This is a genomic window from Terriglobia bacterium (assembly GCA_020073185.1).
Classification (GTDB): Bacteria; Acidobacteriota; Terriglobia; order Terriglobales; family Acidobacteriaceae; genus JAIQGF01.
In genome coordinates, this window is the sequence record JAIQFT010000001.1 from 88,397 (window position 1) to 103,531 (window position 15,135).

General features: G+C 61.3%; 13 protein-coding genes and 1 tRNA gene. 11 read left to right on the top strand and 3 right to left on the bottom strand.

The window, feature by feature from the left end:
• Positions 1 to 257: 257 nt before the first annotated feature.
• Positions 258 to 1,445, top strand: coding sequence for a methionine adenosyltransferase (gene metK, locus LAN64_00400; protein ID MBZ5566288.1), 1,188 nt, complete (start codon positions 258 to 260; stop codon positions 1,443 to 1,445).
• 83 nt (positions 1,446 to 1,528) lie between these two features.
• A complete protein-coding gene (ahcY, locus tag LAN64_00405) occupies positions 1,529 to 2,806 on the top strand; it encodes an adenosylhomocysteinase (protein ID MBZ5566289.1) in 1,278 nt (425 codons plus the stop codon).
• 127 nt (positions 2,807 to 2,933) lie between these two features.
• On the opposite strand, the gene LAN64_00410 is transcribed toward ahcY, so the two are convergent.
• Together LAN64_00410 and LAN64_00415 are read right to left on the bottom strand one after the other, a co-directional pair.
• Complete coding sequence (locus tag LAN64_00410) at positions 2,934 to 4,160, bottom strand: hypothetical protein (GenBank protein MBZ5566290.1); 1,227 nt, start codon at positions 4,158 to 4,160, stop codon at positions 2,934 to 2,936.
• Between the two features lie 225 nt (positions 4,161 to 4,385).
• Positions 4,386 to 6,077 carry a hypothetical protein gene (locus tag LAN64_00415; GenBank protein ID MBZ5566291.1) on the bottom strand — a complete coding sequence of 564 codons (1,692 nt, stop codon included), beginning with the start codon at positions 6,075 to 6,077 and terminating at the stop codon, positions 4,386 to 4,388.
• Positions 6,078 to 6,252: 175 nt separating this feature from the next.
• On the opposite strand from LAN64_00415, the gene LAN64_00420 reads away from it, so the two are divergent.
• Complete coding sequence (locus LAN64_00420; GenBank protein MBZ5566292.1) at positions 6,253 to 7,188, top strand: DUF4097 domain-containing protein; 936 nt, start codon at positions 6,253 to 6,255, stop codon at positions 7,186 to 7,188.
• A 62-nt stretch (positions 7,189 to 7,250) separates the two neighbouring features.
• On the opposite strand, the gene LAN64_00425 is transcribed toward LAN64_00420, so the two are convergent.
• Positions 7,251 to 7,586, bottom strand: coding sequence for a Smr/MutS family protein (locus tag LAN64_00425; protein ID MBZ5566293.1), 336 nt, complete (start codon positions 7,584 to 7,586; stop codon positions 7,251 to 7,253).
• A 66-nt stretch (positions 7,587 to 7,652) separates the two neighbouring features.
• On the opposite strand from LAN64_00425, the gene LAN64_00430 reads away from it, so the two are divergent.
• From LAN64_00430 to LAN64_00465, 8 genes are all read left to right on the top strand, one after another.
• A complete protein-coding gene (locus tag LAN64_00430) occupies positions 7,653 to 9,119 on the top strand; it encodes a TldD/PmbA family protein (GenBank protein ID MBZ5566294.1) in 1,467 nt (488 codons plus the stop codon).
• Positions 9,120 to 9,184: 65 nt separating this feature from the next.
• Positions 9,185 to 9,592, top strand: a complete 408-nt coding sequence (locus LAN64_00435; GenBank protein ID MBZ5566295.1) for a four helix bundle protein — start codon at positions 9,185 to 9,187, stop codon at positions 9,590 to 9,592.
• Positions 9,593 to 9,595: 3 nt separating this feature from the next.
• Entirely contained in the window at positions 9,596 to 10,975 is a 1,380-nt protein-coding gene (locus LAN64_00440) for a TldD/PmbA family protein (GenBank protein ID MBZ5566296.1), read from the top strand.
• A 136-nt stretch (positions 10,976 to 11,111) separates the two neighbouring features.
• Positions 11,112 to 11,408, top strand: a complete 297-nt coding sequence (locus LAN64_00445) for a PilZ domain-containing protein (protein MBZ5566297.1) — start codon at positions 11,112 to 11,114, stop codon at positions 11,406 to 11,408.
• A 17-nt stretch (positions 11,409 to 11,425) separates the two neighbouring features.
• Positions 11,426 to 12,205, top strand: a complete 780-nt coding sequence (locus LAN64_00450) for a response regulator transcription factor (GenBank protein MBZ5566298.1) — start codon at positions 11,426 to 11,428, stop codon at positions 12,203 to 12,205.
• Between the two features lie 157 nt (positions 12,206 to 12,362).
• Positions 12,363 to 12,839, top strand: coding sequence for a bacterioferritin (gene bfr / locus LAN64_00455; protein MBZ5566299.1), 477 nt, complete (start codon positions 12,363 to 12,365; stop codon positions 12,837 to 12,839).
• 174 nt (positions 12,840 to 13,013) lie between these two features.
• A tRNA-Ser gene (locus LAN64_00460) sits at positions 13,014 to 13,103 on the top strand.
• Positions 13,104 to 13,568: 465 nt separating this feature from the next.
• Complete coding sequence (locus tag LAN64_00465) at positions 13,569 to 15,122, top strand: hypothetical protein (GenBank protein MBZ5566300.1); 1,554 nt, start codon at positions 13,569 to 13,571, stop codon at positions 15,120 to 15,122.
• The last annotated feature ends 13 nt before the right edge of the window (positions 15,123 to 15,135 follow it).

Below are 15,135 nucleotides of genomic sequence, written 5' to 3' on the forward strand. Positions count from 1 at the left end.
TCCCTTCCAGCGCGCGACACCAGTGCGCGCCGGGCCCTCAGGGCGCCTGCGCCGCAAGTCGCGGTTCAGAGTCCAAATTCCGCCATTCGATGCAGGGGGGAGAGAAATTTCTGCTGCTTCGTGCGTTAATCCTGGTTGCCGGAGAAATCACATAGGCGTTGCGGCGAGCGGTATGCTCTGCTACTTTGGATGAGACCTGAATATGTTTCCTGTGGTTCATTCCCGCCCGTAGCGCCTAACGCCAGCAGGAGGTTGATGTGTCAGCCAAGAATCGTTTTTTATTCACCTCGGAGTCGGTCACCGAAGGCCATCCCGACAAGATCGCCGATCAGATTTCGGATGCCATTCTCGACGCCTGTTATGAACAGGATCCTTACAGCCGGGTGGCCTGCGAGACGCTTACCTGCACCGGCCTGGTGGTGATCGCCGGCGAGATCACGACCAAGGCGTACGTGGATTTCCAGACCCTGGTGCGCGGCGTTATCACCTCCATCGGCTACGACAACGCCCTCTACGGCTTTGATGCCAACACCTGCGCCGTAATCTCCAGCATCAATAAGCAGTCCGGCGATATCGCCATGGGCGTGGACACCGGCGGCGCCGGCGACCAGGGCATGATGTTCGGCTACGCCACCAACGAGACCCCCGAACTAATGCCTACCCCCATCTCCCTCGCACATAAGCTCACCCACAAACTCTCCGAGGTCCGCAAGAGCGGCACGTTGCCGTATCTGCGCCCGGACGGCAAATCGCAGGTCACGGTCGAGTACAACGAGCAGATGAAGCCGATGCGGGTGGACGCGGTTGTGGTCTCCACCCAGCACGCTGAGACGGTCACCAACGAAGAGCTGCGCGCCGACATCCTCAGGTACGTTATCCAAGCCGTAATTCCTGCCGAAATGCTCGACGCCGACACCATCTACCACATCAATCCCACCGGGCGCTTCGTCATCGGCGGCCCCATGGGCGACACCGGCCTGACCGGCCGCAAGATCATCGTCGATACCTACGGCGGCATGGGACGTCACGGCGGCGGCGCCTTCAGCGGCAAGGACCCGACCAAGGTGGACCGCTCCGCTGCCTACATGGCGCGCTATATCGCCAAGAACATCGTCGCCGCTGGACTGGCAGACCGTTGCGAAGTCCAACTCGCCTACGCCATCGGCGTCGCGGAACCGGTCAGCGTGCTGGTGGAAACCTTCGGCACCGGCAAGATCGCGACCGACAAGCTCCAGGAGTTGATCCGCGCCAACTTTCAACTGACGCCACGCGGCATCATCGACTTGCTCAAGCTCCGCCGTCCGATCTACCGCAAGACGGCCGCCTACGGCCATTTTGGACGCGACGACAAGGACTTTACCTGGGAAGCGACCGACAAAGCCAAGGCGCTGCGCGAGCAGGCCGCCGGTGCGTCGCACGGCGTCGCACACGCCGCCAAGGAATAAAACAAGTTTCAGCTTCAGTTTCGAGTTGCAACCGGTTTTCCATCCTCGAAACCGAAACGGAACTCGAAACTGTTTAGGAGATTATGTCAACCACACCTGCTCAAGTCGTCTGCGACGTTAAGGCCATGGATCTGGCCGATCTTGGCAAGAAGCGCATTGAATGGGCCAACCAATCGATGAAGGTCCTGCAAATCATCCGCAAGGATTTCATTAAGGGGCAGCCGCTAAAGGGGGTGCGCATCTCGGCCTGCCTGCACGTCACTGCGGAGACCGCCAACCTGGCCATCACCATGCGCGACGGCGGCGCGGAAGTGGTGCTGTGCGCCTCCAACCCGCTGTCCACGCAGGACGACGTTGCCGCCTGCCTGGTGCGCGACTACGGCGTGCCCGTGTTCGCCATCAAGGGCGAAGACAACGAGACCTACTACCAGCACATCATGGCCGCGCTGGACCACAAGCCGCACTTGACCATGGACGACGGCGCCGACCTGGTTACCACCGCGCTCACCAAGCGCAAGGACGTGCTCGACGGCGTCTACGGCGGCACGGAAGAGACCACCACCGGCGTCATCCGCCTGCGCGCCATGGCCAAGGAAGGGGTGCTCGCCTACCCCATCATCGCCGTCAACGATGCCGACACCAAGCACCTGTTCGACAACCGCTACGGCACCGGCCAGTCCACCATCGACGGCATCATCCGCGCCACCAATTTCCTGCTTGCCGGATCCAAATTCGTCGTTGCCGGCTACGGCTGGTGCGGACGCGGGCTGGCCAGCCGGGCGCGCGGCCAGGGCGCCGAGGTTATCGTCACCGAAGTCGATCCCACCCGCGCGCTGGAAGCGGTGATGGACGGCTTTCGCGTCATGTCCATGGCGGAAGCGGTTCGCTTGGGCGACGTCTTCTGCACCGTCACCGGCAACAAGAGCGTCATCCGCGCCGAGCACTTCGAGCACATGAAGGACGGCGCCATCATCAGCAACTCCGGCCACTTCAACGTCGAAATTGATATCCCGGCGCTGGAGAAGTTGTCGTCGTCCAAGCGCACCACGCGTAACTTCGTCGAGGAGTACTCGCTGAAGGACGGCCGCAAGATCAACCTGCTGGGCGAAGGACGCCTCATCAACCTCGCCGCCGCCGAAGGACACCCGGCCTCGGTAATGGACATGAGTTTCGCCGACCAGGCGCTCTCTGTCGATTACTTGGTGAAGAACCACAATGCGCTGGAGAAGAAGGTCTACCCTGTCCCCGCCGAACTGGACAAGCGCGTCGCCAAACTGAAGCTGGAGTCCTTGGGCATCAAGATCGACCGCTTAACTCCGGAACAGGAAGAATATCTGGCGAGCTGGAGCGAAGGAACCTAGCAGGCTGCAGGCGTCAGGCTTCAGGAAATGCAAAGCCCGGCACAGAGATGCTGGGCTTTGCTTCGCATGGCTTGCTGGAACGCCCTAGCCCTCGAGCGCGACGACTCGCTAAATGCTGATCGCTAGTCTAGTGTTCGTCTTCTTCGTTCCTGAATAACCGAAGGTTGATGAAATCGGCCATGGCCTGGTGTCCCGCATCGTTGGGGTGGATTCCATCTGTGAGGTACTGCGGCAGCATGTGGGAGGGATTGTTGGGATCATTGAGGAGCTTGTCAAAATCGATCAGACCATCGACGATCTTCACTCCTTCTGTACGCATCCACGCGTTATACGCCAGGCGCTTGAAATCGATATTTTCGTAGCCGCGGAAACCCCACGCTGGGCCCATGGTGGTACCGATCACCTTCACTCCCCGTGCATGCGCCCGTTCCACGATCTGTCGCAGTCCATACTCCACGTCTTCGGGGTTGGGCGGACTGCTGGGGTTCGTTGCGGTTGAGCCTAAGTCGTTGATGCCATCGGCCATGATGATGTAGGTCAGTCCGGCCATCCCCAGCACATCGCGGTCGAAGCGCGCCAGCGCCGCCGGGTTTGAGGTGGCGCCAGAAAGCGTGCGATTTCCGCCGATGCCCAGCCCGAGCACGCCCATTTCAAGATGGTTCGGCGGAGTGTTGATACGGGCCGCCAGGCGATCGCTCCACTTGAGGTTTTCTGCGTCGCTGCCTCCGCCGGCCACGATGGAATCGCCCAACGCCGCGATTACGCCTCGCCCATGACGATTGTGTACCTCCAGCGCGGAGACGAAATACCCGTTCGCGGCAGTCGAGGAGAACGGCAAGGTGATCGCCAACGTCTGATCGCCGCCACTGGAGATGTAGGTGATCTTGCGCGAGCCGGGATATTGCGCCGATTCCCCGGATCCGTTCGGCAGGTAAATACTGATGGAGACATCGGTGAGCGAGGGCACCTCAAGATCGACCGGATCGCTCAACACAAAACCCTGGATGGGCACAGTCGCTGATGTCTGTCCTCCGAAGGTGAGCGCGTGTAGGGTGTCGGGAATCACCGACGCAGGACTCGACTTCAACCCCACTGAGGCGGAGCCTATCGTCAGTGGTTGCGCCCCAAAGGCATTCGAGAACTTGACCCGGACCTTGTCGCCGCCGAGTGTCGCCCAGACCGTCTCGCGTACCGTCGTGCCCGCGGCAAAGGTGCTGGCGGTGGCGCCCGGATCCTGCTGCGGCCCCGCCCACGCCGCGAACCAGTGATTGTCATGGTCGCCTGCCAATGCTGCCTGAGTAAGAGTGGCGACCGCCAACAGAGCGAATACGAGCCATCGTCTCTTCGATTTCATGTGGTTGTCCTTTCGTCTGGAAATCCTGCTGGTGTCCACCGGAGGGAAAGGTGAAGCTTGCCCTCCGTCGTGCGCGCCGGACAGCGCCGGAAAGTGCGGCGGAGCTTAAGCCGCCATCAGCCTGCTGTCAATAGGGACGAGGGGCGCAGATGGTAAAGAATTGTAAAGGCCGGACGCCCGGCTGTTGGAGCGCGCTCGCCCTCGCGCGCGACCGATCGCTAATCGCTAATTGCTTCCCAGCCTGATCATCGCCTGCCGCAGCCGCGGATGCTCCCGCATCAGGCGCAGGTACGCCCACTCCTCGTCCGCCATCTTGGCGCGCACCACCTGCACCAGTTTTACTTTTTCCGCCGCTGTCCACGCGCGGAGGTCGGCGCCTGCATCCAGCGCCAGGCCAAGATTGCTGAACGCACGGCGCTCATCCGCAGTCAGTTCATGCAGCGACACGTTCGCCGCCGACGCCATCCGCTCGCTGCACGCCGCCCGATAAGCGTCCGCGTTCATTCCGGACTTCGCCATCTGCCGCCCCACCGCCACGCCCAGGGTGCGCGCCCGGAAGCGGTCCCAATCCCCGCGCGGCGTGCCCGGCATCTCGAAGAACACGTGGCCCGCCGCCAGTTTGCGCAAGGTGTGCGCCGGCGTGCGATGCCCCGGCTTGGCGGCGATCTTTTTTTCCTCCGCCTCCACCAGCGCCGCCAGTTCGGGACGGCCGGAGCGAAACCCCAACTTGCGATAAAACCAGAACGCTCCCGACGCGATCGCCTCTTCGTTGTCCGCGCCCAACTGGTACGGGTACACCGAAATGCAGTTCATGCCGAGCAGTGCCCGCAGCGCGCGCAGCACTTGGGCATAGATCCACCCGGTCTCGCCCTCGCGAAACGCATAAAACACGTTGAATCCGATTTCCATCCAGTCGGCCAGCGCTATGGCTTCTAGGTAGTTAATCGGCACCCCGTTCTTCAGCGTGAATCCGGAAGCATAGGTGCGCAGCGGAAAGCGGCGCTCGGGAGGAAGTCCCCAGATGAAAATCTGCGTGCCGCGGCCCACTTCGGCCAGGTACACCGGTGGCGCGCCAAACGTCATGCCGTACAGCCCGCGGTAGCGTACGGTGAGCACCTCGCGCCCCAGGTTGATGATCTCGGCGCTTTCGTGCGGCGACAGTGCTTCCAGCCTCAGCGGCGACGCCAGCTCCCGTGCCACCGACACGTCGCCGCGCGGGATCAGCGGATGATCGTGATAGAAGACCGAACGCACTGGGCGCCGCGCCAGCGTGCGGCTCGCCGGAAGGTCTCCGAGGTTCCACTGTACCGGCAGTTGCAGCGATTCGTATAACTCCGCCTTGGCGCGCTCCGGGATGGGGAGCGACGCGAACTGCCGCAACAGCCACGCCAGCTCGCGCTCTTCGCCTCGCGCCGCCTCCAGCCACTCGCGATACGGAACGTCCGGCTCGACCAATCCGTCTTCATCCAGCAGCGGGATGAACCGCGGCCAGGTGTTCGCCAGCCGCGCCGTATCGATCTCCGCCTCCCAGCAAATGTCCACCTGGTTCGGATGCTTCTGCGCTAGCCAGGTCGCGATTTCGTACGGGAAGGAGTCGACAATCTCAATCCCCGCGATGCCCGACACGGATTCATCGTCGAACGCTGACATGTCGGCGCCGGAAGCGCGCAACTCCTCCACCCGCGTGCACATGCCCGCAAGCAATCGTTCGCTCAGCCGTAACACACCGGGCGCTGGTGGAAATGCGCGGAGAAACAGCAAAGCATCATGAAACCGAATGAGCAATGGCGCGTCGCGGAAGCGCAGCTTGCCCGCCGCGGCCACCGCCTTCTCGGTGCGCGCCGCCTCGCCCGCGCCGAACCGGCGTTTGCTCTCCTCCAGCCGGGTAAGCGCTCGCTCTGCTTTTCCCGTTGCCATGCGACGTCTCGAAGTTGGGCGGGAAGTCTAACCTGAACCGCCACCGGAGTCACTAGCTGCCTCCGGCGGGTCGGTACCTCCGATTACCTTGCTCTCGCACCGAGATGTGAAACAATCGGTCCTGGCGTAGCCGCCTCACCCGCGATTGCGCATCCTCGGGAACCAGGAGATCCTCGTGAACATTGCTGCTGTCGCGCTGCTCTTGTTGGCGCTGGCGCCGGCGTCCTTCGCCGCTTCGCGCCGCGCCTACAGCATGGAGGTGCCCACCGCCGGCGTGCGCTCCATCGCCTTTGACGTACAAGAAGGCGACCTCGTGATTCGCGGCGATCCCGACGCCACCGCCGTGCGCATGCAGGTTTCCATTGACCGCTACTGGCTGTTCAGGCTCGGCGAGCAAGGCATTCTCAAGCGTCTCATCAAGGTTACCGGCGACGGCACGCCGGAGCTGAAGATCGTCACCTATATCGAGCCTTCGTGGCGCAACTACATGCGCGCGGAGTACCCGATTGATTTTGAAGTCGTATTGCCGGCCGGGGTGGTGTTGCAGGTCCGCGACACCTCCGGAAAGATCGAGATCGCGGACATGGCCGGCGCGGTCGAGATCCACGACGGCAGCGGCACTCTCGCCGTGCGCCACGTGAAAGGGCCGCTCGACATCGATAAGGAATCCGGCGATGTGCGGGTGCAGGATGTTTCCGGCACCACCACCATCGCCAGCCGCTCCGGCCAGCTTCAGTTCCGGCGCGTGGGCGAGCTCAACGTCACCGCGTCGGACGGCAACCTTGAAGTCCATGACGCCGGCTCGGCGCGCCTGCTCAACAAGGGCGGCAACATCCGCGTCTCCGGCGTGAACGGCAGCGTGCATATTGACGACGACTCCGGCGAGATTGAAGTCCGCCAGATTGGCGGCGACGTTTCCATCCACGACACCTCCGGCCAGATTCGCGCCTCGCAGGTCGGCGCGCTCACTCTGGACGATACCTCCGGTGACATCGTGGTTGACGGCGCCCGCAGCGTGAATGTGCGCACTAAGGAATCAGGCCAGGTGAAGCTGAGGAACATCGAGGGCGAGGTGCACGTGCCGTCCGGCATTACGCTCGCCCGTCGCTAGAGCACTCCATTAGTGGTGCGGGTGCCCTCGCCCGCGACTGCCTTAAGTGTTCGCTGCTCATTTCACAGCACCACAATCGAAATGCCCTTATTCCCCCGGCCCAGGTCGGAGTCTGGTTTCAACTCCGGATGCGCCTGCAGCAGCGCCCACGAGCGCTCATCCGAAATCCGCCACTCTTCCCCGGCAATGAACGCTCGAATCTCCCCCGCGCACCCCCGCTGCATCAACTCTGCTTGCACGGCCATGCGGATCGCGCCGCCCCTCCCGGAAGAGCCATACCCGTGAATGATCTTCACTGCCGCATACCCTTCTTCGCGCGCGAGCCGCAGCGCGTCGTTCAGCAACGAAAGCGCCAGCGGCACCGTCGGCATGTCCTGTTCCAGGTTGACGATCTTCATCGCCGATTTTCGCCGCTTCAACCCGCTACCCCCTTTCCTCATTTATCATGTCTGTTTGTCATGAGCATGAAGGAAGTTGCCGGTTGGGCGTTGAACGTATGCCACGCGCGCGGCGTGCAGTTTGCCGACTGCCGCATCGTAGACGAACGCCAGCGCGGGCTTGCCACCAAGAACGGCAAGGTCGGCCACGCCGCCGACAGTCAGTCCCTCGGCATCGGCATTCGCGTGCTGGCTGATGGGGCTTGGGGTTTCGCCGCCACCGAGGACCTCGCGCGTCCGGGAGTCGAGCTTACCGCAGCCCAGGCGGTCGAAATCGCGCGCGCCTCCGCCCGGGTCAAGCAGCACGACGTGCGCCTGGCGCCGGAGAAGCCCTACACCGACGACTGGGCCAGCCCGTACCAGATTGATCCCTTCAGCATCTCGGTGGAGCAGAACCTCGAGCTGCTGATGAAGATCGACGCCGAGCTGCGCGCCGTGCCCGGCATTACGCTGGCGGAAGCCAACATGAATTTCCGCCGCTACGAGCAGTGGTATTACTCCTCTGACGGCGCTGACATTCACCAGGTGAAGTACACCACCGGCGCCGGTTACGCGGCGTTTTCCTTTGCCGGCTCGGAGATTCAGAAGCGCTCCTTTCCCACTTCATTCGGCGGACAGTGGCAGGACCGAGGCTACGAGCTCATCCACGAATTGAAGTTGCTGGAGAACGCGCGCCGCATCGCCGAAGAGTGTGCCGCGCTGCACCGGGCCGACCAGTGTCCGGAAGGGAAGTTCGACATCGTCCTCGACTCCTCCCAGCTCGGCCTGCAGATTCACGAATCGATCGGCCACCCCATCGAGCTCGACCGCGTCCTGGGCATGGAGGCCAACTTTGCCGGCACATCGTTCCTGACCCTCGAAAAGCTGCGCAAGCTCAAGTATGGCAGCGACCTGGTGAACGTGGTGGCCGACGCGCGCCCCGAGCACGGTCCCGGTCTCGGCACCTTCATGTACGACGACGAGGGTGTCCCGGCGCAGTGCACGCCCATCATCAGCCACGGCCTGTTCACCGGATATCTGACCTCGCGCGAGACCGCCGCCATGGTCGGACTGGAGCGCTCCGGCGGCACCGTGCGTGGCGAAGGCTGGAATCGCCTGCCCATGATCCGCATGACCAACGTCAGCATCCTGCCCGGCGAGAAGAAACTGAGCCCGGAGGAACTGATCGCTTCCACCGACCACGGAATCTTTTTCCAGACGAACCGCTCCTGGTCGATTGACGACAAGCGCTACAACTTTCAGTTCGGTACCGAGATTGGGTGGGAGATCAACGGCGGCAAGCTCGGCCGCATGTTGAAGAACCCGTCCTATTCCGGGATTACGACCGAGTTCTGGAATTCGATGGATGCGATTTGCTCTCGAGAGCATTGGACGCTCTGGGGGACTCCCAATTGCGGGAAAGGACAACCGCAGCAAGTGATGGGCACCGGTCATGGCGCGAGTCCGGCGCGGTTTCGCGCAGTCGATGTGGGAACGGCATATCGAGGACAGTAGCAATTGGCACTTGGCAATTGGCATTTGGCGGTTACGATTGGTGGTCCGCCCAGCGGAGGACCACGATGAAGGACTACAGGAAGCTCGACGTATGGAACTTGGCTCATCAAATCACGTTGAAGCTATACCGCATAACGGCAAAGTTCCCGCGGGAGGAGCTTTTCGGACTGACATCTCAGATCCGGCGTTGCAGCGCTTCCATCGGTGCGAACATCGCTGAAGGCTGCGGCCGAAGAGGTAACGGCGAGTTTCATCGCTTTCTACAAATGGCATCCGGGTCCGCGAGTGAGTTGGATTACCACCTCTTGCTTGCGCACGATCTTAGCTTCATCACCGAGGAAATATACCGACCCTTAAACAGCGAGTTAGGAAGCATGAGACGGAAGTTAACTACTTTAATCCTCAAAGTGGACGCGGATCGTCATGTGCCAGATGCCAACGGCCAAATGCCAACTGCTGCTCGGAACGATTAGCACATGCTCACGAAAGACAAAGCGCAAGAAACCCTTGACCGGGTCAAAAAGTTTGCCACCGCGGACGAAATTGAGTTGCTCATCTCCGGCGGGCGCAACGCCCTCACCCGCTTCGCGAATAACACCATCCACCAGAATGTCGCCGAAGAGAATTACGTTCTCTCGGTACGCACCGTATTCGATGGCCGCACCGCGCGCGCCACCACCAACCGGTTCGACGACGAGAGCATCCGCCGCTGCGTGAAGGCCTCGGAAGACCTGGCGCGCGTGCAGGCCCAGGACCCCGACCTGCTGCCGGTGGCCGGGCCTGAGGCGCTCAGCGAAGGCCCTGCGGTGGGGCGCACCTTCCTCGAAACCGCCGGCATCACGCCCGCCGTTCGCGCCGAGGGCGTGGCCAAGATCGTGCAAATCGCCCAGCGCGAAAACCTGACCACGGCTGGAATCTATGCCACGTCGGAATCGGTGGAAGCGGTGCTGAACTCGCGCGGGCTGTGCGCCTATCACACCCAGACCTCGGCCGAGATTTCCGTGACCATGCTGGCCCAGGATTCCTCCGGCTGGCAGAAGGCGAACTCGCCCGACGTGCGCAACCTGAATCCGGTCGCGCTGGCGGAGATCGCGGCGCGCAAGGCCCGCGAATCCGCTGCCCCGCAAGAACTGGCGCCCGGCAAGTACACCGCGATTCTCGAGCCCGCGGCGGTACTGGACTTGTGCGGTTTCATGTTCTGGGATTGGGGCGGGCAAGCCATCCTGGATGAGCGCTCGTTTCTGAACAACCGCATCGCCACGCAGTTGTTTGGCAACAACGTGACCATCTTCGACGACGTCTATCACCCGCTGCAGTCGGGGCCGCCGTTCGACGGCGAAGGTGTGCGCCGGCAGCGCGTGGCATTGGTCGAGAACGGCGTGCCCAAGCGGCTCGTCTACGCCCGCGGCACGGCGGAGAGAATGAGAAAATCGCGGCATGCGGCGAAGGTGGGTCCGGTCGAGGTCACCGGGCACGGCCTGCCCCTGCCCAACGAGATCGGCGAGATCCCGCTCAACATCGTCTTCGCGCCTCCCCCGCAACCCAAGACGGTCGAACAGATGGTGGCCAACACCGAGCGCGGCGTGCTCATCACCCGCCTGTGGTACATCCGCGAAGTGGATCCCTACGAGAAGATTCTGACCGGCATGACCCGCGACGGCACGTTTTACGTCGAGGGCGGCAAGGTGCGCCACGGCCTACGCAATTTCCGCTTCAACCAGAGCCTGATCGACATGCTGGCGAACGTCGAGGAAATGGCCCAGCCGGTGCGTGCCAGCGGAGAAGTGTCGTTCGACATGGTGGTGTCGGCGATTAAGGTGATCGGCTTTAATTTCACGGAAGTGACCAGGTTCTAGCTGCAATGCCGCTACACCGACCCACGGCTGGTAACCCTCATCGGTTCCTGCTCTGCTTGTCACTTTGGTAACTTTGCGGCTCTGGAGAAGGGGTGTAACTTCGATTCCCGTGAGCAAAGCTGATACAAGCACAGAAATGCGAACCGCAGTGCGGTTCCCGTTAAAGCTTCCCATCGCGATTACCAGCTCGGGCGAAGAACACCACGCGGAAACGCAGGACATTTCAGCCGGCGGGGTTTTGTTTTATCTGGAATCGGAGATGATGGTCGGCTCTAATATCGAGTTTACCATCTCCTTGCCGGCGGCCGTTCTGGGCGCATCCTCCGATGTACTGGTAACCGGTCTGGGACGTGTAGTACGTTGTAGTGTCGAAGGCGAACGCCGCGCCGTAGCCGCCGTGATCGACGAATACCGGTTCGAGCGTCGTCAGTAGATTCCTGGGGGCAACCGATGGCCAGAAGCCTGGCCAAACAGCAGTCGGGAACCCAAGCTGTCTCGGCCGCAAGCGCCAACCCCATCCGTGTCATCATTGCGGACTCGCAAGCCATTTTTCGCGTGGGCATCCGCAAAGTGCTGGCCGTCGAGGACGACCTGCGCGTGGTCGCGCAAGCGGAATCGTTAGCACAGACCTTTTCCGCCGTCGCCAAATTTCCCGCCGACCTGCTCCTGTTTGAGTCGCGCCTCTCTCCCCATGCTCCCGAAGCAGCTTCCGAGGTGCTCAAGCGCGCTCCGGGGATCAAGATCGTCGTCATTGCCAGCGAGACCGATGCCGAGCAAACTGTGGAATACCTGCGCCGCGGCGTTTGCGGCATCGTGACTCGTGCCATCGCGCCCGACCTGCTGGTGCGCAGCGTCCGCAAGGTGGCGGAGGGCGAAATCTGGCTCGACAACCGGGGCGTGAACTGGATCATCGAGGCCTATCGCTCCCAGGCCACTCTGCTCACCTCGCCGCGTCCGAAAAACCGCCTCAGCCCAAAGGAAATGCTGGTCGTTTCCTGCGTGTCGCAGGGCATGCGCAACAAGGAAATTGCGGTCGAGGTCAAGACCAGCGAGCAGGTGATCAAGAACTACCTGCGCAAAATCTACGACAAGCTGGGCGTCTCCGACCGCTTGGAACTGGCGCTCTACTGCATCCATCACCGCCTCATGGACAAGCCTAACGGCGCATCCGACGCAACCGAGACCGCCGCCAGCGCTGCCCCCGGCAGCACGGCGGTGGCCGAGCAGTAGTTAGCATTTCCCGGGCCCATTCCTCCGGCATTCCCATCCTGGTCCCGGCTGCATGTCCCCATAAGCTTCCATTTCGCGCGCGCCGCCATCTGCTAGAATCCGCTGTTTGCAGTTCAATCCGGCCATCTTCATGTGTTGCTGAGCGAACGGAGGCATCATGAAAGGCGACTCCAAAGTAATCGCCGTGCTGCAGGAAGTCCTGAAGGCGGAGCTGACCGCCATCAACCAGTATTTCCTGCACGCCGAGATGTGTGAGAACTGGACTTACTACAAGCTGGCGGAATCCACGCGCAAGGAATCCATCGAGGAAATGACGCACGCCGAAAAGCTCATTGAGCGCATCCTGTACCTGGACGGCACTCCCAACATGAGCGACTACTTCAAGATCAACATCGGCCCCACCATTGAGCAGCAGCTCAAGAACGACCTGCAACTGGAGTACGACGCGGTCAAGCGGCTGAACGACGGCATCAAGACCTGCGAGGCGGCCAACGACAACGGCTCCCGCGAACTGCTCAAGCAGATTCTGGTCGACGAAGAGCACCACATCGACTGGCTCGAAGGCCAACTACACGTGATCAAGGAAATGGGCATCCAGAATTACCTGGCGCAGCAGTTGGGCGAGAAGAAATAAAGATCGAGCTTTGCTGAACTGCGGAATTGCGGGATTACCGGATTGAGTCCGCTCGCACGCTCGCAGCCTTCGTGGCGGTCCAATTCCGCAGTTCGGCAATTCTGTAATTCCGCAGTCCGGCGCGGTCGCGTGGGGTACGCTAAAATAAGAGCGTCCCGCCTTCCTGGTGTCTGCGGAGAGATGGCCGAGCGGCTGAAGGCGCACGCTTGGAAAGCGTGTATACGGGAAACTGTATCGAGGGTTCGAATCCCTCTCTCTCCGCCATATTTCAATTTCCTGAAGCCGGTCCGTCATCCTTGCTGCCGCAAGGGCACTTGCACCCCTTGATCCGCAATCCCACACCAATATCAGCGCAATCCTGCCTCAGGGTGGCGCGATTTGGCGCTCCCGGCTTACAAATCTTTACGATATTGGCCCTTGACAGAGCGTCAGCAGAATTTTAGATTGCCTCCCGCAAATTTTTGCATCCTGCGCCAGCACGGTGGGGTGGTGGCGCAGACTCGTTGTCCGCATTCGTTTGTTCCATCAATTCTTGGGCCAGTTAATAACGTGTCACGCACCTGCGTGTCACGCACAAGACTAGTGCTGAAGGAGAGGGCAGCGATGCGACTCATTTCTTTGCAATCAGCCACCAGGCAACTAACAACCTATCGCAGCGCGATATGTCTGATTTCGCAACTTGCGACTACCGCGTCAACACCACTTTTTCTCAATAAAGGAGAACCCGTCATGGCGCAGCAACGCAGAAGGAGAAGTGTTACACGGCACCTCGCAGGGGCAATCGTGGCGCTCGGATTGGCCGCATTTAGCTTGGCCGCATGGGCGGCTCCGCCGAACGACGCTTTTCCGGTTAGCTACAACATGCGGCGGCTCGGACACGCTGATTTGCAGGGCCGCACCGCGTATCAGCCGACGCTTCACACCATCAACGGGAAAGTTTATCTCTTCGTCGGTCACTTCGGCGGCACGACCAAGGCCGGGCTGCCGAACGGCGGCACCACCATCGTCGACGTTACCAACCCTCACAATCCGAAGCAAGTGAACTTCCTTCCCTCCAATGGCTCGCAGATGGTTCGCGTCTGTGACGGCGGCGTGATCGGTCAGGCCGGCTCCTATTACATGCTGCGCAATACCAGCAACACTCACGAGGTCTGGGACGTCACCGATCCGGCTAATGCGACGCGGCTTTCCGTCATCCAGCCGGCTCCCGGTGCTTTTTTCACCAACACCCACAAGAACTGGTGGGAGTGCGATACCGGGATTGCATATATCGTTGCTGGTGCCGGCGCTGCGTCCGCCGCCCCCGACGGCTGGACGACCAACCAGCACATCAAGGTCTACGATCTCAGGGACCCCGCCAATCCCGCGTATATCCGCGATATCGGCTTGGTCGGTCAGAATCCCGGCTCGTCGGTTCACACGGCGACCTCCGGTGTGCACGGGCCGATCTCGATCAAAAACAATCCGGCGACCGGCGAGCCAGTGAACCGGATTTACATCCCCTATGGAACGTCGTCGAATGGCGTGATGCAGATCGTCGACCGCCTCAAAGTGCTCCCGATGTCCCTTGGTGGCACGTGGGATGGATTACGGCCGCAGAGTCCGACCGACGACGACCTGCGTGCGCTCGTCGTTGGATCGATGGATATGACACCCACCGAGGGCGCGCACACGTCGTTCCCGATCTTTGGTGTGCCCTTGACGCACTTCCAAGGGTTCACCAGCAATACGACTCGTGATTTGGTTGCGCTCATCTCAGAGGAAACCGACAACTATTGCCAGGGATCGCCGCACTTCGGATATCTCGTCGATGCGACCAGGGCCGTGGGAAAGGGTGCAGCCTCGGCTGGAGAGAATCACCCGATGGTGATCTCAACGATGCAAGTTCAGGAAGACTCGGCAAGACCTGACTTTTGCACTCGCGGCACACGCTTCGGCACGCATTCCACCAACGAGTCGTTCTATGCGCCGTTCTACGGCAAATTGTTGGTCATCGCCAACTTTGACGGCGGTGTGCGCGTTTGGGACATCCGCGATCCCTATCACCCGCACGATGTGGCGTTCTTCATTCCCAATGTCACCCCAAATACGATCCCAACCAATGTGACCATCAATGGCGTGGTGCAGAGCTTGTTGGACGTTTCCAGCGACAATGCGGAGGTTGACGATAGGGGTCTGATCTATATCGTCGACCGCGTGGGCGGCGGAGCGGACATCCTGCAACTCACCGGCGAGGCCCGCGAGATCGTGGAAGGTGATCACGATCACGATCACGGTCACTGACGCGCCGTTGCTG

Bases quoted from the DNA above. Each gene is read 5' to 3' on its own strand.
- ahcY (MBZ5566289.1), top strand. From the start codon at position 1,529: ATGTCAACCACACCTGCTCAAGTCGTCTGCGACGTTAAGGCCATGGAT.
- LAN64_00410 (MBZ5566290.1), bottom strand. From the start codon at position 4,160: ATGAAATCGAAGAGACGATGGCTCGTATTCGCTCTGTTGGCGGTCGCC.
- LAN64_00415 (MBZ5566291.1), bottom strand. From the start codon at position 6,077: ATGGCAACGGGAAAAGCAGAGCGAGCGCTTACCCGGCTGGAGGAGAGC.
- LAN64_00425 (MBZ5566293.1), bottom strand. From the start codon at position 7,586: ATGAAGATCGTCAACCTGGAACAGGACATGCCGACGGTGCCGCTGGCG.
- LAN64_00430 (MBZ5566294.1), top strand. From the start codon at position 7,653: ATGAAGGAAGTTGCCGGTTGGGCGTTGAACGTATGCCACGCGCGCGGC.
- LAN64_00435 (MBZ5566295.1), top strand. From the start codon at position 9,185: ATGAAGGACTACAGGAAGCTCGACGTATGGAACTTGGCTCATCAAATC.
- LAN64_00440 (MBZ5566296.1), top strand. From the start codon at position 9,596: ATGCTCACGAAAGACAAAGCGCAAGAAACCCTTGACCGGGTCAAAAAG.
- LAN64_00445 (MBZ5566297.1), top strand. From the start codon at position 11,112: ATGCGAACCGCAGTGCGGTTCCCGTTAAAGCTTCCCATCGCGATTACC.
- LAN64_00450 (MBZ5566298.1), top strand. From the start codon at position 11,426: ATGGCCAGAAGCCTGGCCAAACAGCAGTCGGGAACCCAAGCTGTCTCG.
- bfr (MBZ5566299.1), top strand. From the start codon at position 12,363: ATGAAAGGCGACTCCAAAGTAATCGCCGTGCTGCAGGAAGTCCTGAAG.
- LAN64_00465 (MBZ5566300.1), top strand. From the start codon at position 13,569: ATGGCGCAGCAACGCAGAAGGAGAAGTGTTACACGGCACCTCGCAGGG.